This window comes from Pseudomonas songnenensis, from assembly GCF_003696315.1.
Lineage (GTDB): Bacteria > Pseudomonadota > Gammaproteobacteria > Pseudomonadales > Pseudomonadaceae > Stutzerimonas > Stutzerimonas songnenensis.
In genome coordinates this window covers 160,390-177,001 of sequence record NZ_RFFN01000006.1, presented here as the reverse complement: position 1 = coordinate 177,001, position 16,612 = coordinate 160,390, and the positions used below count along the sequence as shown (strand labels likewise).

Below are 16,612 nucleotides of genomic sequence, written 5' to 3'. Positions count from 1 at the left end.
CGCTCAGGCATGCCGCGATGGCATCAGCCGGCGCAACAGCGGCCGGCCGGCCAGGTGGAGGAACACCGGTGCGCCGGCGATGAGATAGAAGTAATAGGTCACGAAGCGCCAGATGACGATCGCCGCCGCGGTCGTCGACTTGCCGACCATCGGCGTCAGCAGCGCGGCCGACGCCAGTTCGGCGCTGCCGGCCCCACCCGGCAGCAGACTCAGCTGGCCGGCGGTCAGCGCCAGTAGCTGGACGAGAAAGGTCCAGGCCCAGGCCAGTTCGCTGCCCAGCCCCTGCAGAGTCAGGTAGAGCACGCTAAAGCGCAGCAGCCAGTGCAGCGTGGTCAGCCCGAACACGGCGAGCAGCACACGGCGTGGCAAGCGAAAGCAGTCGATCAGTGCGTTGCGAAAGCTCAGTACCTTTCGCGCCCAGCGCCGCTTGCGCGCCTGCTTCATGCCCAGCCGGGTCACCAGCCAGCCGTTGAGCAGGAACACCTGCCGATGAAAGCGCCCGAGCAGCGCCAGCAGCACCATTACCCCGATCAGCAACGCCACGCTGAAGCCCAGCAGGTTGGCGATGTGTGCACTGAGCGCGTGGGTCAGCGCATAGATCAGCACACCGACCAGGGCGCAGGCGAAGAACAGCAGATCGGTCAGCTGCTCGACCGCGTAGGTCGCCGTACCCTTCGCTGGCGCAACGCCCTGGCGCATCAGCAGCGCCATCAGCGTCAGCGGACCGCCCGCGCCCCCTGGCGTTGCGCAAATGGCGAATTCGGTCGCCACCACGATGCCGAAGGCACGCCGCTGTCCCAGTTGCCGACGTCCCAGCAGCAGGCGCAGACGCAGCGCATTGAGGTTCCAGCCCAGCACCACCATACCCAGCATTATCGCCAGCAGGCTGCCGGGAAAACTGCGCAGACGCTCGAACAGTCCGGTGCCCCCCAGCAGCAGCGGCACCAGCGCCGCGCCGAGCAGAGCGCCAGCCAGTATCCACCAGCGGCCCGTCATGCCACGGCGCTCGATGACCGGTACTGTCGCAGCCAGTCGATCTTGGTCAGCGGGACCCTGCCGTCCCGCAGCAGCCGCTCCAGCACCTGGAGCCAATAGCGCCGGGAAAACTCATGGCGCATATCCACCGGATGCAGTCCCAGCCGTAGCAACGGCGCCTGCCGGCTGTGCCGCAGCTGCCGTTCACTGACCAGCCAGGACACACCGCGACGCCAGGAGCTGCGGGCACTCCAGACCAGCCCCGGCGCCCTGATCGGAAGAAAGTCGGGCAGCAAGTAAAGATGGCTCGGGTCGCTGGTATAGGTCAGCCCGCTACTCGCCAGTGCGCGCCGCGTGCCCTTGCTCATCAGCCAGGCCGGCGCGACGAAGCCGTGCAACGGCCAGCCATGATGGCTGAACAGCTCCCGCCCCCGCGCCAGCCGTTCGCCGGCCGCCTGTTGGTCGAGGGCATAGAATTCGCCCTCATGGGTGTAGACCCGGCGCATGAACCAGTCCTTCGGCGTTTTCGGCGCGGGTTCGAGATCGGCGTGGTAGCAACCGTGCAGCACCAGTTCGTCACCGCGCTGCACGCGCTCGTCCAGCACCCGGCGAAAAGCCGGCTGCTGCGCCAGCGGATTGCGCTGGTGAAAGTCCGGTACCACCAGCCAGGTGATCGGCACGCCGCCGATGGCATCGACCGCCTCGACGAAAGGCTGGTAATCGGGCCAGGTTTCTGCAGCCACATCATGCAGCACCAGCGTCAGAGCAGCTTCAGCCATGTACGGCGACCGGCAGGTCCGCGGTGCCGAGCACTGCATGGTAGTGGGCGAGCAAGCCTGCCACGACGGCATCCCAGGCATGATGCGCCTCGACATGCTGGCGCGCCTGCAGCCCGAGCAGCCGCGGATCATCTTCGAACAGCTCGCGTACGGTATGCGCCATGGCCCTTGGGTCCAGCGGCCGGCACAGACGCCCACTGTAGAACGGCACCAGTTCCGGTAACGCACCGGCCCGCGCTGCCACCACCGGGATGCCGCAGGCCATGGCTTCCAGCGCCACCAGACCGAAGGTTTCCTGATTGCCGGCGTGCAGCAGCACATCGCTACTGGCCATGTACCGCGCCACCTCACTGGAGCAACAGAAGCGGTCGATTACCGTGACATTGTCCGGCACCCGCTGCGGCATGCTCGAACCCACCAGCAACAGGTGGTAGGGTTTGCCGAGCTGGCGCGCGGTCTCCAGCAGGATATGCAGGTTCTTTTCCCGCGAACCGCGCCCGGCAAAAATCATCAGCCGGGTGTCGTCGGCCAGGCCCAGCTCGCGGCGCAAGTCGGGGTCCCGTCGCTCGGGGCAGAAGGTATCCAGATCAACCCCCAAGGGCTGCACGAAGACGTTCTTCACGCCGAGGTGCATGAGCTTGTCGGCCATCACTTCACTGGGAGCCAATACCCGATCGAAGCTGCCGTACAGCCTTGAGACGTAGCCATTGAGGTTGGTGCCCAGCCAGCTGCCGATACGGTTGCTGACCAGCAGCGGAAGGTCGGAATGATAGAAGCCGATGACCGGGACATTCAGCCGGCGCCCGGCATCCAGCGCCGCCCAGGCGGTCATGTAGGGATCGCCGACCTCGATCAGGTCGGGGCGCAGCGAACGCAGCAGATTGCGCCAGGGCGCGCGGCGGATCGGAAAGCGGTAGCCCTTGCCAAAGGGCAGGATGGGAGCGGGCACTTCGTAAAGCCCGTCGTTGTGGCTGTAATCGCCACCCGGCACCAGGATGCTGTGCCGTACCCCCGAGTACAGCTGCAGCCTGCGATGCTTCGCCTCGAGGTAGGTGCGCACGCCACCACTGGCGGGCGCGTAGAACATGGTCATATCCGCGATATGCAAGGTACTTCTCCGTCCGGTCCCGTAGCAGAACACCGGTCTTCGCCGGGCATGCCCGCGTTACGCGGCATGCTCCGCAGTCCCTGCGGAATAATTCTGTAATGAAATAGATGACCGTTACGTAGAAGGGTTGTTCGCAGCCAAGCGCCAGACGGCACCTCAGCTGTCCAGCCGTTTATCACCCTCGTCCTTGCCCTCGACCGAGGCGTGCTCGATCACCGCATTGAGCTCGGCGCCGAACAACAGCACCGCAGCAGAAATGTACAGGTACAACAGCAGCACGATGATGGCGCCGATGCTGCCGTAGGTCGCGTTGTAATCGGCGAAGTTCTGTACGTAGATGCCAAACGCGATCGAGGCGAGTATCCATACCAGCACCGCCAGCACGGAGCCCGGCGTGATGAAGCGGAAATCCTGCTCCACGTCGGGCGTCACGTAGTACAGCAATGCCACCACCAGCATCAGCGTCAGTACGACCACCGGCCAGCGGGCCCAGGTCCACAGCACCACCACCATATCGCGCATGCCCACCTGCCCGGCCAGCCACTCGATGGCCTGCGGCCCGACGATCATCAGCCCTGCCGTCATCAGCAGCAGGACCGCTATGCCGACCGTGTAGGCCAGTGAAAGCATGATCAGCTTCCAGCTCGGGCGGCCCTCCTCCACGTCGTAGGCCCGGTTCATCGCATTCATCAGCGAACGGAAACCGATGGAGGCCGTCCACAACGCCACGAGAATACCGAAGGACAACAAGCCGGCCTGCTGCTCCTGCAGCTGCTCGATGACCGGGTCGATCTGCTCCATCGCCATCGGCGGCAATGCCAGCGACGCTTGCATGCGCAACCAGTCGAAGAAGTTCTGCAGGTCGAGGAAACCCAGCAGCGCTATGAGAAACACCAGAAACGGGAACATCGCGAACAGGCCGCGATAAGCCAGCGCCGAAGCATAGGTGGACATATCGTCGTTGCTGAATTCCTTGAAGGTACGCTTGAGCAAGGTGAAGGCCCCGATACCGCGGGTGTCCAGCATGGCCATTGATAGTCCCCCAATCAGTTAAGTGCGCCGTCTAGAAAATGGGACGACCGCTCTGCGGGAGAGTTCGGCACCACACCCATGACGGGACCGGAGGCGGCGGAACATTTTCAATGTGCACCCTGTCACATAACGGCAGATTGGCATCAGCCCAATCCGGCCTAAGCCGCTCGACGAGCAAGGCCGCCATCAGCCGCAGAGGACGACAGGATGTTTTCCAGCTATCTCTATGAAGCCGCACTCATTTATGGCCTGGTCTTCACTTCGGTGGGGTTCGTGCTGGGCATGTTCTACAACAACCGCAAGGTCTTCCAACTGGAAGACAAGGTTCAGCGCCTCAAGCGCACGGTCAGACATCTGCAGAACAAGAACGAGCCGCCAAGCGCAAGGCCGGTATCGGCCCAGCGCACGCGCAGCAGCGTGGGGTTGAGTACTGTTCGCTGATCGTTCGAGAGCAATCAGCAGGCCGACTGGCAGACGGAACGCATCCGTCGCAGTCGGCCTTTTTTATTGTCATGGCGATGGCCTGGCTCGCGCTTCCCGGAAGGCAAGGGAACTTTCCCGACCGACGGAAACGGGCTGCAGGCCGCGCCAGTCGTGAGCTTTATCACCTGCGACAATTAAGCGCTCGGTGGCGCAACAAACCTTGAAACTTTTTTTTACACCTTCACGTCCGAGCCATAGGAGCTCAGGGGAAGGCGGCCAAGGTGGCCGTAACCCGAGCGAGCACCCACTGATGGACCAAGGATGTCGCAACGCCGACCAGAATGGATCGGTCGCGTGGCGCTAGGACTTTATGGATGACTCGCCCCGCCTTGCCGGCGGCCTGGGCAGCGATGTACGTACGCTGAGCAGGGATAGGGAAGATGCTTTTCAATTCAGTGGAATTCATCGCCGGCTTTCTGCCGGTGGTGTTGATTGGATTCTTCGTGCTGACCGGATCGGGCCGACAGCGGCTCGCGGTGATCTGGCTGACCGTCGTCTCGTTGGTGTTCTACGGCTGGTGGAACCCGGTCTACGTACCGCTGCTGGTCGGCAGCATGCTGGTCAACTATCTGCTCGGTGGCTACCTGCGCCGGCACCCCTCACGTCTGGTTCTCGGGCTGGCGGTCGCGGCCAACGTGTTGCTGCTGGTCTACTACAAGTACACCGGCTTTCTGCTCGGCACGCTGGATGCGGCGCTGGATCTCGGATGGCGCGTCGAAGACATCATCCTGCCGCTGGCGATCTCCTTCTTCACCTTCCAGCAGATCGCCTACCTGGTCGATGCCCATGATGGCGTGGTGGAAGAACACGACTTCGCCAACTATTGCCTGTTCATCAGCTTCTTCCCGCAGCTGATCGCCGGGCCGATCACCCACCACGGCGAGATGCTCGCGCAGTTCAACGACCGCGACAGCTTCCGCGCGCGCATCGACAACCTGTCGCTGGGCGCCACGGTGTTTCTGCTCGGTCTGTTCAAGAAGGTGGTGATCGCCGACACCCTCGCGCTGAAAGCCACGCCGGTCTTCAGCCTGGCCGCCGACGGCACCATCCCGGCGTTCTTCGATGCCTGGACCGGCGCGCTGACCTACACACTGCAGATCTATTTCGACTTCTCCGGCTACAGCGACATGGCCATCGGCCTCGCGCTGCTGTTCGGCATCAGCCTGCCGGCCAACTTCAACAGCCCGTTCAAGGCGCGCAACGTCATCGACTACTGGTCGCGCTGGCACATGACGCTGACGCGTTTTCTCACCGCCTACATCTACAACCCCATCGTGCTGCGCGTGACCCGCGCGCGCATGGCGGCCGGCAAGCCGCAGCCGCGACGGGGCAAGATGACCGCCGGCACCTTCTTCGCCCTGGTCGCCTACCCCACCGTGTTCACCATGTTCATCTCCGGCATCTGGCACGGCGCCGGCTGGCACTTCGTTGCCTTCGGCCTGCTGCATGGCTTCTATCTGGTGGTCGCCCACGGCTGGCGTGCCTGGAAGGCACGTCAGGGCTGGAAGCTGGACAGCGACATCTGGTGGCACAAGGCGGCGGCCGTCGCGCTGACCTTTGGCTGCGTGGTGGTGGCGATGGTGTTCTTCCGCGCCAGTGACGTACCGACTGCCTTGGCGATCCTCGCCGGCATGCTCGGCCTGAGCCCGACCAGCACGGCGATGGATCGCTCCGACTTCCTATATATCGCCGCATTGCTGGTGTTCGTCTGGGGCATGCCGAACGTGCAGCAGTGGATGGGCCACTTCCGTACCGCACTCAACTTCCAGGCCCAGCCGCACTGGACCGAACGGCTATTGCCGGTCAGCGCCTGGCGCCCGACCGCAATCCACGGCATGGCGGTAGGTGTGCTCGGTTTCTTCGCCCTGGCGATCGCCTTTTCCATGGCGCCGACCGAATTCCTCTACTTCCAGTTCTGAGCACGACAAGGAGTCACAGGCATGCAACAACTCTCCTGGCTGCCGGCGCATCCGGATCTGTCCGGCGCAATCGGCCAAGCCAAACGTATCGATGACCCGTTGCCGCGCCTGCACGAAGCCGCGCGACTGGCGACCTTTCAACGGGATTTCACCCTGACCGCTCGGCTGGACAAGCTGGTCGCCGCCGGCATCGAACAGCATACCGCGGCAGCACGACTGACGCCGCTGCGGGTGGCGCTGCTGTCCTCGCACACGGTGGATCACCTGCTGCCGGCTATCCGTGTTGCAGGATTGCAGCGGCGGCTGGCGCTGTCGCTGCACGTAGCGCCCTACGGCATGTACCGCCAGGCGCTGCTGGCTGATGACCCGGCGCTGAACGCCTTCGCCCCCCAGCTGGTGCTGCTGGCGCTGGACGCCCATGACGCCCCACTGCAACTGCCCTTGCAGGCAGGCCAGGCGGAGGTGGATGCCGCGGTGGCGGAGCGCGTCGATGAACTGCGCCTGCTCTGGCGTCGGGCTCGCGAGCGATACGCCGCACAGGTGGTGCAGCAAACCCTGGTGCCGGTCGCGCCGCCACTGTTCGGCTCTTACGAAGCTCTGGTGCCAGCATCTCCGCGGGCAGTCATCGAACGCTTGAATGCGGCGATCCGCGCCGCTGCCCGCGAGGATGGCGTGCTGCTGCTCGATCTGGTCTGGCACGCAGCCGCTTATGGCGACGGCCTGGCCGAGCCGGTGCGCTGGCATCAGGCCAAGCAGCTGGTCAGCCCGACCCTGGCACCGCTTTATGGCGAACATCTGGCGCGGATCGCGGCGGCCACTGCCGGGCTGTCGCGCAAGTGCCTGGTACTCGATCTGGACAACACCCTCTGGGGCGGCGTGATCGGTGATGACGGCATCGACGGTATCCAGCTCGGCCAGGGCAGCCCCAGCGGCGAGGCGTTTCTCGCCTTCCAGCGTTACGCCGCCCAGCTGGCGCGCCGCGGGGTGATCCTCGCGGTGTGCAGCAAGAACGACCTGCACGTCGCCGAGGCGGCGTTCGCGCATCCGGAAATGGCGCTCAAGCGCAGCGATATCGCGGCATTCGTCGCCAACTGGGAAGACAAGGCGGGCAACCTGCGGCGCATTGCGAGCATGCTCGATATCGGTCTGGACAGCCTGGTGTTCGTCGACGACAACCCCGCAGAGCGCGACATCGTGCGCCGCGAGCTGCCGGAAGTCGCCGTACCGGAGCTGCCCGACGATGTCGCCAATTACCCTGCCCGCATCGCCGCGGCGGGCTATTTCGAGGCTGTGTCCTTTACCTCCGATGACGCCGAGCGCGGCCGCAGCTATGCGCTGAATGCCGAACGCAAGGCCGCGCAGAGCCAGGCGACTGACATGGACGGCTACCTGCGCGGGCTGCAGATGGTGCTGCGCGTCAACCGCATCGGCGCCGCCGAGCTGGCGCGCACCACCCAGCTGATCAACAAGACCAACCAGTTCAACCTGACCACCCGCCGCTATACCGAAGCCGAAGTCGAGCGCATGGCCAGCAATCCGCAAGCCATCGCCCTGGCCCTGCGGCTGGAAGACAAGTTCGGCGACAACGGCCTGATCAGCGTGGTGCTGGCAAGACCCGATGCAGCTCTCGGAGCCGATGAGCTGCTGATCGACAGCTGGCTGATGAGCTGCCGCGTGCTGGGCCGCCAGGTCGAGGCGGCAGTGCTGGAGGTCATGGCCGAGGCGGCCGCGGCTGCCGGCTGGCGTGCCCTGGTTGGCGAATACCGCCCCAGCGAACGCAACGGCATGGTCGCCGAGCACTACCCGCGGCTGGGCTTCGAGCAGCGCCCCACCGCTGCCAACGCCCCCGCCGATGCAAGTTTCTGGCGCTACGAGCTGGCCTCGCGCGCTTCCATCAACCACCACATCCAGGTGCAAGCATGAACGAAAGGGAAATTCTCCAGGCGCTGACCCAGGTCTTCCACGACGTGTTCGACGATGACGATATCGTCCTCATCTCCGAAACCACCGCCGACGACATCGATGGCTGGGACAGCCAGACCCATGTCCTGCTGATCGTGGCCGCCGAGCAACGCTTCGGCATCAAGTTCCGCACCGCCGAACTGGAATCGCTGAAGAACGTCGGCCACTTCGCGCAACTGATCCAGACCAAACTCGGAGGGCGTTGAGTCATGGCCAGATCCGTCGATACATGCCCGGGCGGCGATGCCGCCCGGGCCGAGGCAGACCGGCGGCCGTTCCGTGCCGGCTACCTGCTGGGCATGTTCGCCGGGCTGTTCGGGATGCTCGGCGGCTTTGCCGCCCTGCTCGCCTGGCTCAATCACACCGACAACCTGCCGCCACCGGCCTTCTCCAACAGCCTGTGTGTGGACGAAAAGCTGCACTTTCTGCGGCACAACCCCATCGCCGATCCGAACCTGCTGATCGTCGGTTCCTCGGTCGCCTGGCGCCATGTCGATGGTGACGTGCTGATCGAGCAGACGCCCGGCCTGCGCCCGCTCAACGGTGCGTTCTGCGGCCTGCACGCCAACCAGTCGACCTATGTCGCCAACTGGCTGCTCGACCGTGAACCCAGCGTCCGTCAGGTGGTGATGATCGTCGATCCGCTGGACTTCGCCGGCTGCTGGAAAGTGCCGGATGCGGTGTTCGACCGCGAGGATGCCGATCACTACGTTTATCAGCAGGCCTCACGCTGGGGTTACTACATGCGCTACTTCTCGCCACGTTCGCTGTTGCGCAACGCGCAGACGGTCAAGGCGCAACGGGCCAACGAGATCGAATGGGACCCGCTGGTGTTCACCCGTCACGGCGACGGGCCGCTCGAGCCCCGGGGTGATCGGGGCCTGTTCTATGGCAAGCCTGACGCGCTGGATAACAGCTGCTTCGCTGCGCTGGGCACGCTGTCCGCGCGTTTGCAGGCGGAGCAACGCCAGCTGCTCGTCGTATCCACACCGCTGCATCCGCAGTGGAAGGCCAAGGTCGATGCCGATGGCAGCTTCCTCACCCGTTTCGACGAAAAGCTGACGGCCGCCATCGCCGGCAATGCCGGCGCGCAATACTGGAACGCCGATCGCGAATGGGTCGCTCCGCCCGCTGCCTTCGTCGACGCCATCCATCTGCGCTGGTCCGCGGTAGAAGGCTTTTCCAATGCGCTTGCCGAGCAACTGCGTGAGTCGGAACAGGCTAGGCTTGGCGAATCGGTACTGGCCGGAAGCAGCAGATTCGGTGCGCCATAGGGTTCAAGCGAACCGCCCCGCGAGGTCAAGGTCCGAGAAAGAACATACAAACAAGAACGTAAGCCAGGAGTCTGACCATGCATTCTCGTTCTTTGCTGTGCTCGTGCCTGCTCGCTGCAACCATCGCCGCCCCTGCCATCGGCCAGGCCGACATCCTGTCGCTGAAGGTGGAGAACGACATCATCGCCAGGGGCAGCGATGGTCATTACAGCAATGGGCTGGAAGTGATCTGGGGCTTCGAGCCGGACGACCAGAGCTGGACGCGGCGCTTCGCCGATCTGCTGCCCGGCTGGTCGGGCGCGGCAGTCGACAACGTCGCCTATCGCTTCGGTCATCAGATTTACACGCCGGAGGAAATCGAAACCCGAGCGCTGATCGATGACGACCGTCCTTATGCCGGCCTGCTGTTCGCCGGCATGTCGATGTTCTCCGACACCCAGCACGACGGCTGGCGGGGCGCGCAGAGCCTGCATCTGGATGTCGGCATCGTCGGCCCGGCCGCCGGAGGCAAGCGCCTGCAACGCGCCGTGCACAAGGCCACCAACAGCGACGAACCCAATGGTTGGGACAACCAGCTGGAAAACGAACCCTTCGTCAACCTGGGTTATCAACACCGCTGGTGGTTGCAGGAACGCTTCGCCGGGCTGGAGCTGGAATATGGCCCGAGCGTGGGCTTCGCCCTCGGCAACCTCTATCGCTATGGCTCTGCCGGGCTGGGCCTGCGCCTGGGGCAGAACCTGCAGCGCAGCTTCAGCATTCCGGCAGTGACGCCGGCGCAGAGCGGCAGCCAGTTCTTCCGGCCGGGTGGGGATTTCGCCTGGTACGGCTTCGCCAATCTTGAAGGCCGCTACATGGCGCACAACATGCTGCTCGACGGCAACACCTTCGAGGACAGCCATTCGGTTGACCGCCGCGAGTGGGTCGGGGATGCCAAGGTCGGCGTGGCACTGACCTGGAGCCGCTGGCAACTGGCATTCGCCAACGTCTGGCGCACCCGTGAATTCCAGAGCCAGCGGGAACACGACCAGTTCGGTTCGATCACCCTGTCCACCGCGCTCTGACACCGTGACGGCGGGCGTTCGCGCCCGCCTTTCAGTTGCGCGAGATGCCGTGCTTGCGCAGCTTGCGATAGAGCGTGTTGCGGCTGATCCCGAGCTGTTCGGCAACCCGGCTGACCTGCCAGTGCCGCTCGCGCAGCACGCTCAGCAAAGCCTCGCGCTCGGCCGACTGCAACGGATCGCGCATTGCATCCACCTCGCCGATCTCGGCCGGCAGCACAGCCAGTACCTCATCGACGGCGATGCGGCCCTGCTCGCTCAGCGCTACCAATGTGCGCAGCAGGTTGCGCATCTGCCGAACGTTGCCCGGCCACCTGTAAGCGAGCAACGCCTGCCGCGCGGCCGGGTCGAGGCAGATCGATTCGCCCTGGGCTTCTTCGCTCAGCAGATGGTCGAGCAGTTGCGCCTTGTCGCTGCGCTCGCGCAGTGGCGGCAACGCGATCATCAGCCCGCCGAGCCGGTAATACAGGTCTTCACGGAACGCGCCGCTGGCGACCAGTGTGCGCAGGTCGTGATGACTGGCGCTGATCAGGCGGATGTTCAATTCGGTCGGTGCGGCTGCCCCCAGTGGCGTGACCTTGCGCTCCTCCAGCACCCGCAGCAAGCGCGTCTGTAGCGCCAGCGGCATGTCGCCAATCTCGTCGAGAAAGAGAATGCCGCCGTTGGCCTGCTCCAGCTTGCCGACCATGCCCTCGCGCCGCGCGCCGGTGAAACTGCCACCGCGATAGCCGAACAGTTCGCTTTCGATCAGCGTCTCGGGAATCGCCGCGCAGTTGAGCGCCACGAACGGCCGGCCGGCGCGGCGGCTGGCGCGATGCAGCGCGCTGGCGAACGCCTCCTTGCCGGTGCCGGTTTCGCCTTGCAGCAGCACCGGCACGTCCCGCTCGAGAACCTTCAGCGCGCGGCCGAAATCTGCGCGCATTGACGGGTCGAGCAGGCACAGACCACCCACCTGCGCTGCCGCTTCTTTCGGCGGCGCGGCCACCACGCGCATCTGCGGTCCGCGCAACTGGCAGTACAACCGCTGACCGTTGTGGGTATGCAGCGGCCAGCAGGTGCCGGGCTGCGGTCTGGCGCGCTGCAGCAATTGCTCCAGACGCACATCCAGAACAGTTTCCAGCGGTTGGCCCAGTAGTGCTTCGCGGTTGCTCGCCAGCAGGTTCAGCGCGGTTTCGTTGATGGTCGTGATGCGCCCGTCGCCATCGAACGCCAGCAGGCCTTCGCTGAGCAGGCCGATGTATTCGGGCTGGGCATGGAAGCGCAGCAGGTAGTCGCCCTCGCAATGCTGCAGGAAGAAGCAGCTCTCGATGAGTTTGGCCGAGAGATTGGTCAGCGCCATGGTGTGAAAACGCCGCTGGCGCGACAGGTCTTCGCGCGCCGACGACACATTGAGCACGGCGAGCAGGCCACCCTCGGCATCGAACACCGGGCTCGCCGAACAGGTCAGCGCCGCATGCCGGCCGCGGAAATGCTCGTCACGCCGGATGGTCAGCGCCTGGCGTTCCAGCAGGCACAGGCCGACGCCATTGGTGCCCTCGGTCGCCTCGTTCCACACCGCCCCGAGCCAGAGCCCGGCGCGCTGGAATTCCGCGCGCTCGGCCTGATCGGCCACGCTGTCGATCACCACACCGCTGGCGTCGGTCAGCAACACCGCATGGCCGCTGCTGCCCAGCTGTTGATGGAGGCTGTTCATCTGCCAGTGGGCGACGGCAATGACCCGATCGAGGCGCTCGCGGTGCTCATTCAGTCGCGGACGCTCGATCACGCAGGGCGCACGCGGGCTGGTCGGGTCGAGCTGATGCTGTTCCAGGCAACGGCGCCAGGAACGCGCAATGGCGGGATCGGCAGCGGGGCCCTGGCTGGCTGCGGTGCCTTCACCGAAGCTGAGGACCTGGTGCGCATGCTGACTGAGGCGAGAGGTCATTCTTGTTGTTCTCCGCAGTGTTTCGAGGCGGTTTCGCGCCCAGCATAGGCCAATCGCCCGGCCACCGCATGCTGTGCCACGGCTGGTACAGAGTGTCACCCCCGCCGCGCCAGGGATGGCGCAGCGCAGTCTCGACCGGCCAGTCCCGATACGACTCCAGGCCAGCCACGACGCGGTGCGCCGCTTGCTGGCCCGCCGCTTGCTCTGCTGCAAGCACGGTATCCCCGTGAATAACAACAATGACCAGGAGAACCACCATGCGTCCCAGCAACGACGTTCCCTTCGATCTGAAAACCGATTACGGCAGCGACCTCGGCGGCGACAGCCAGGCCAGCGTCACCCGCACACCTACCGAACAACTGGCCGCCTGGGTCGAACGCCTCGGCCAGCGACTGGCGCAGCGCGACATCGACGGCACGCTTGAGCTGTTCGCCGACGACTGCCACTGGCGTGACCTGGTGCTGTTCAGCTGGAACCTGGTCACCCTCGAAGGCAAGGCCGACATTCGCGACATGCTGGAAAGCCGTCTGCAAGCCACCCAGCCGGACAACTGGAAGCTCGAAGGCGAGGCGAGCCTGGCTGACGGCGTGCTCGAAGGGTGGATCAGCCTGGAAACCGATGTCGCCCGCGGCAAGGGTTATGTGCGGCTGAAGGACGGCCTGTGCTGGACGCTGCTGACCACCATGCGTGAACTCAAGGGGCACGAGGAACCGCTCGGACGCCGTCGCCCACTGGGCGCCGCACACGGCCACGGCCTGGCCGACAAGCGCAACTGGCTGGAAAAGCGCCGCGACGAGGAAGCCGCGCTGGGCATCACCGAACAGCCCTACTGCCTGGTCATCGGCGGAGGCCAGGGCGGCCTCGGCCTCGGTGCGCGGCTCAAGCGCCTCGGCGTGCCGACGCTGATCGTCGACAAGGCCGAGCGCCCCGGCGACCAGTGGCGCGGCCGTTACAAATCGCTGTGCCTGCACGACCCGGTCTGGTACGACCACATGCCCTACCTGCCCTTCCCCGACCACTGGCCGATCTTCACACCCAAGGACCAGATCGGTGACTGGCTGGAGATGTACGCCAAGGTCATGGAGCTGAACTACTGGGCGAAAACCGAATGCGTGAAGGCGAGCTTCGACGAAGCCGAGGGCCGCTGGACGGTCGAGGTGCTGCGCGACGGCAAACCAATGACGCTCAAGCCCGCGCAGCTGATCCTTGCCACCGGCATGTCCGGCGTGCCCAACGTGCCGGTCTATCCGGGTGCGGAAACCTTCGCCGGCCAGCAGCACCATTCCAGCCAGCATCCCGGCGGCGACGTTTGGCGTGGCAAGCGCGCGGTGGTCATCGGTGCCAACAATTCGGCTCATGACATTTGCGCAGACCTGGTGGAGAACGGCGCGGACGTCACCATGGTGCAGCGCTCCAGCACCCATATCGTGCGCTCCGATACGTTGATGGACGTGGTCTTCGGCCCGCTCTATTCGGAGGATGCGGTCGAGAGCGGACTGACCACCGACAAGGCCGACATGCTGTTCGCCTCGATCCCCTACAAGGTGCTGCCGCAGTTCCATCGCCAGGCCTTCGAGCAGGTCAAGGAGCGCGACAAGGCCTTCTACGATCGCCTGGCTGCAGCGGGCTTCATGCTCGACTTCGGCGATGACGAATCCGGCCTGTTCCTCAAGTACGTGCGCCGCGGATCGGGCTACTACATCGACGTCGGCGCCTGCGAGCTGATCGCCGACGGCACCATCAAGCTGAAAAGCGGGCCTGGCCTCGGCGTCGATCACATCGAGCCGGATGCCGTGGTACTCAACGATGGCAGCCGCCTGCCGGCCGATCTGATCGTCTATGCCACCGGCTACGGCTCGATGAACGGCTGGGCGGCGCGGCTGATCTCCCAGGATGTCGCCGACAAGGTCGGCCGCTGCTGGGGACTGGGTTCCGGCACCACCAAGGACCCGGGCCCGTATGAAGGTGAACTGCGCAACATGTGGAAGCCCACCCAGCAGCAGAACCTGTGGTTCCACGGCGGTAACCTGCACCAGTCACGGCACTACTCGCTGTACCTGGCACTGCAGCTGAAGGCGCGCTTCGAGGGGCTGGATACCTCGGTCTACAAGCTCGCGCCGAGCTATCACCAGGGCTGACAACTCACCCGCCGGACACAACAGGCCCGCGATTGCGGGCCTGTTTGTGCAAGCCGCTAAACGCCCCAGATCCGCACGCACCAGCCGGAGAGGCATGCATCACAGCCGCCGCGCGCAGGCTTCAGCCATGTATGATTCGATCCAGCAGCGCCTGGCTCGCACGATCGACTGGCATTTTCAGCCGGCCGATGCCACGCATGCCTTTCAGAGTACCGGACGCGTTCATGTACAAGCTGGACCTACAGAAACTCACGCTGTTGCTGGCTTTGCTTGCCGGCTTCCTGACGTTCGGCAACAGTTTCTTCGCCGGCTATTTCACCCAGCGTGATCAGCTGTTCGAGCAGACCCTGGAGGCCAACCGCGCCTACGCACGCAAGCTGGCCGACATCACCGACCGCTTTTTCCTCAACAGCCGCCGTGAGCTGGCCTACGCGGCGGAATCGCTGTCGACGCGTTTCGACGACAAGGACTGGCGCGACGCACAAACCGCGCGCCTCAAGCTCAAGGGCGACCAGTTCAGCAGGGCCGTCATCATCAGCGCCAACGGGCAAATCGTTTCGGCATCGCCCGAGAGCGCCTCGCTGGTCGGCATCACGGTCAACAGCGTGGGTGCGACGCAAGCGCTTACCCTGCGCGCTCCGTTGATAACCGACCCCTACGTAGCCACGGATGGCACCTACCTGCTCGCCGTGACGCACCCGATCTTCGCACCGGACGGCAGCTACCTCGGTTACATCAGCGCCTCGCTGTTCCTGCGCGAACGCAACGTACTGCATGAGCTGCTTGGCGTGCATTACCACCGCGATGGCTCGTACCTCTATGTCGTCGATACCCAGGGCAACCTGATCTTCCATGAAGATGGGCAGCGGGTCGGGCAGAACGTGTCGAGCAACGCCGTGGTGCAACGCGTGCTGCTGGGTCACGAAGGGGGTCAGCGCGTCATCAATACGCTGGGAGTGGATATGCTCGCCGGCTATGCGCCAATCCAGAGCACCGGCTGGGGCATCGTCGCGCAGCGACCGACCGCGGCCATCACAGCAAAGCTCGCAGAGCTGGCACGCACGACCCTGCTCAACGCCGTGCCCTTTGCCCTGTTCTCGCTCGCGGTGTTCTGGTGGCTGTCCAGACTCATTTCCGCACCGATCCGCGCACTGGCCGATACCGCCGAACATTGGGGCGCACCGGAGGCAGCAAGCCGGATATCAACCGTCAACTCCTGGTACTTCGAGGTATCGCGATTGAAGGTCGCGATGCTTGCAGGCGTCTCCCTGCTGCAGCAGAAGATGGTCGCGCTGGAGGCTGCATCCATGACCGATCCACTGACCGGCCTGCGTAACCGTCGGGGCATGGCGTTCGCGCTCAAGCAGTTCGATCTGCTCGACCAGCGCTACGCGGCCGTGACGCTGGATATCGATCACTTCAAGCAGGTGAACGATCAGCACGGCCATGACGTGGGCGACGCGGTGCTGCGCTTTCTTGCCGAAATCATGAGGGAATGTTCGCGCCCCACCGACGTGCTGTGCCGAATGGGCGGCGAGGAATTTCTCATGCTGCTGCCCGAAACCGACGCCAGCGGCGCCAGCATCGCAGCAGAACGTCTGCTTGCCCGACTGCGACAGACCGTCAGCCCGACCGGAACCCCGGTAACGGCATCCATCGGCATCGCCTGCAGCGGCAACCATGCATCGCCCGAGGCGACCTTCAAGGCCGCGGACGAAGCGCTCTATCGGGCGAAAAGAGCCGGGCGCGATCGTATCGTCATCGCCGCCACCTGAACACCGGGCAGACGCCGGATCGGACGCCCGAGCCGCTGGGCAGCAGCCTCGAACCCGGTGTGCCTGCGGACCTGAGCTCGCGCTGATCGGCGCCCACCGTGCCCTGCCGCAACCCGCCAAACAGGCGACCAGTTGAGATCACCTTCTATTTGATAATCGTTTTCGTTGCGATTAGGATGCCCGCC

13 protein-coding genes are annotated in these 16,612 nt (G+C 64.7%); 8 read left to right on the top strand and 5 right to left on the bottom strand.

Translation table 11 applies throughout. The features are described from left to right. Positions 1-3 precede the first annotated feature (3 nt). The 4 genes from EA798_RS16500 to EA798_RS16485 form a co-directional block, all read right to left on the bottom strand. Entirely contained in the window at positions 4-996 is a 993-nt protein-coding gene (locus EA798_RS16500) for a glucosaminyl phosphatidylglycerol flippase (protein WP_106155417.1), read from the bottom strand. Further along, positions 993-1,754 carry an N-acetylglucosaminyl phosphatidylglycerol deacetylase gene (locus EA798_RS16495; RefSeq protein ID WP_122099624.1) on the bottom strand — a complete coding sequence of 254 codons (762 nt, stop codon included), beginning with the start codon at positions 1,752-1,754 and terminating at the stop codon, positions 993-995. The genes EA798_RS16500 and EA798_RS16495 overlap by 4 nt, the downstream gene beginning before the upstream one ends. Further along, positions 1,747-2,862: an N-acetylglucosaminyl phosphatidylglycerol synthase gene (locus EA798_RS16490; protein WP_106155419.1), complete on the bottom strand. Its 1,116-nt coding sequence runs from the start codon at positions 2,860-2,862 to the stop codon at positions 1,747-1,749. Before EA798_RS16490 ends, EA798_RS16495 begins: the two co-directional genes overlap by 8 nt. 156 nt (positions 2,863-3,018) lie before the next feature. Then, positions 3,019-3,894 (bottom strand): YihY/virulence factor BrkB family protein, encoded by an 876-nt coding sequence (locus tag EA798_RS16485; protein WP_106155420.1) that lies wholly within the window; start codon positions 3,892-3,894, stop codon positions 3,019-3,021. A 207-nt stretch (positions 3,895-4,101) separates the two neighbouring features. Between EA798_RS16485 and EA798_RS16480 the strand changes: the two genes are divergently transcribed. From EA798_RS16480 to EA798_RS16455, 6 genes are all read left to right on the top strand, one after another. After that, complete coding sequence (locus tag EA798_RS16480) at positions 4,102-4,335, top strand: hypothetical protein (RefSeq protein ID WP_106155421.1); 234 nt, start codon at positions 4,102-4,104, stop codon at positions 4,333-4,335. Positions 4,336-4,757: 422 nt separating this feature from the next. Then, positions 4,758-6,296, top strand: a complete 1,539-nt coding sequence (locus EA798_RS16475; RefSeq protein WP_122099623.1) for an MBOAT family O-acyltransferase — start codon at positions 4,758-4,760, stop codon at positions 6,294-6,296. Between the two features lie 21 nt (positions 6,297-6,317). Next, on the top strand, positions 6,318-8,219 hold the full coding sequence (locus tag EA798_RS16470) for an HAD-IIIC family phosphatase (RefSeq protein WP_122099622.1): 1,902 nt from the start codon (positions 6,318-6,320) through the stop codon (positions 8,217-8,219). Continuing rightward, positions 8,216-8,464 (top strand): acyl carrier protein, encoded by a 249-nt coding sequence (locus tag EA798_RS16465; protein WP_122099621.1) that lies wholly within the window; start codon positions 8,216-8,218, stop codon positions 8,462-8,464. The genes EA798_RS16470 and EA798_RS16465 overlap by 4 nt, the downstream gene beginning before the upstream one ends. Positions 8,465-8,467: 3 nt before the next feature. After that, positions 8,468-9,532, top strand: coding sequence for a hypothetical protein (locus EA798_RS16460; protein ID WP_122099620.1), 1,065 nt, complete (start codon positions 8,468-8,470; stop codon positions 9,530-9,532). Between the two features lie 77 nt (positions 9,533-9,609). Then, the gene (locus EA798_RS16455; RefSeq protein WP_122099619.1) at positions 9,610-10,593 is read left to right on the top strand and encodes a lipid A deacylase LpxR family protein; all 984 of its coding nucleotides are present in this window, start codon (positions 9,610-9,612) and stop codon (positions 10,591-10,593) included. A 31-nt stretch (positions 10,594-10,624) separates the two neighbouring features. Here EA798_RS16455 and EA798_RS16450 read toward each other — a convergent pair whose 3' ends face one another. Beyond that, complete coding sequence (locus EA798_RS16450) at positions 10,625-12,514, bottom strand: sigma-54-dependent Fis family transcriptional regulator (protein ID WP_122099618.1); 1,890 nt, start codon at positions 12,512-12,514, stop codon at positions 10,625-10,627. Positions 12,515-12,771: 257 nt separating this feature from the next. Between EA798_RS16450 and EA798_RS16445 the strand changes: the two genes are divergently transcribed. Continuing rightward, positions 12,772-14,652 (top strand): NAD(P)/FAD-dependent oxidoreductase, encoded by a 1,881-nt coding sequence (locus EA798_RS16445; protein WP_244221288.1) that lies wholly within the window; start codon positions 12,772-12,774, stop codon positions 14,650-14,652. A gap of 224 nt (positions 14,653-14,876) precedes the next feature. Further along, a complete protein-coding gene (locus tag EA798_RS16440; protein ID WP_122099617.1) occupies positions 14,877-16,427 on the top strand; it encodes a GGDEF domain-containing protein in 1,551 nt (516 codons plus the stop codon). Positions 16,428-16,612 lie beyond the last annotated feature (185 nt).

Bases quoted from the DNA above. Each gene is read 5' to 3' on its own strand.
- EA798_RS16495 (WP_122099624.1), bottom strand. From the start codon at position 1,754: ATGGCTGAAGCTGCTCTGACGCTGGTGCTGCATGATGTGGCTGCAGAA.
- EA798_RS16455 (WP_122099619.1), top strand. From the start codon at position 9,610: ATGCATTCTCGTTCTTTGCTGTGCTCGTGCCTGCTCGCTGCAACCATC.
- EA798_RS16475 (WP_122099623.1), top strand. From the start codon at position 4,758: ATGCTTTTCAATTCAGTGGAATTCATCGCCGGCTTTCTGCCGGTGGTG.
- EA798_RS16445 (WP_244221288.1), top strand. From the start codon at position 12,772: ATGCGTCCCAGCAACGACGTTCCCTTCGATCTGAAAACCGATTACGGC.
- EA798_RS16485 (WP_106155420.1), bottom strand. From the start codon at position 3,894: ATGGCCATGCTGGACACCCGCGGTATCGGGGCCTTCACCTTGCTCAAG.
- EA798_RS16500 (WP_106155417.1), bottom strand. From the start codon at position 996: ATGACGGGCCGCTGGTGGATACTGGCTGGCGCTCTGCTCGGCGCGGCG.
- EA798_RS16470 (WP_122099622.1), top strand. From the start codon at position 6,318: ATGCAACAACTCTCCTGGCTGCCGGCGCATCCGGATCTGTCCGGCGCA.
- EA798_RS16480 (WP_106155421.1), top strand. From the start codon at position 4,102: ATGTTTTCCAGCTATCTCTATGAAGCCGCACTCATTTATGGCCTGGTC.
- EA798_RS16450 (WP_122099618.1), bottom strand. From the start codon at position 12,514: ATGACCTCTCGCCTCAGTCAGCATGCGCACCAGGTCCTCAGCTTCGGT.
- EA798_RS16440 (WP_122099617.1), top strand. From the start codon at position 14,877: ATGTACAAGCTGGACCTACAGAAACTCACGCTGTTGCTGGCTTTGCTT.
- EA798_RS16465 (WP_122099621.1), top strand. From the start codon at position 8,216: ATGAACGAAAGGGAAATTCTCCAGGCGCTGACCCAGGTCTTCCACGAC.
- EA798_RS16460 (WP_122099620.1), top strand. From the start codon at position 8,468: ATGGCCAGATCCGTCGATACATGCCCGGGCGGCGATGCCGCCCGGGCC.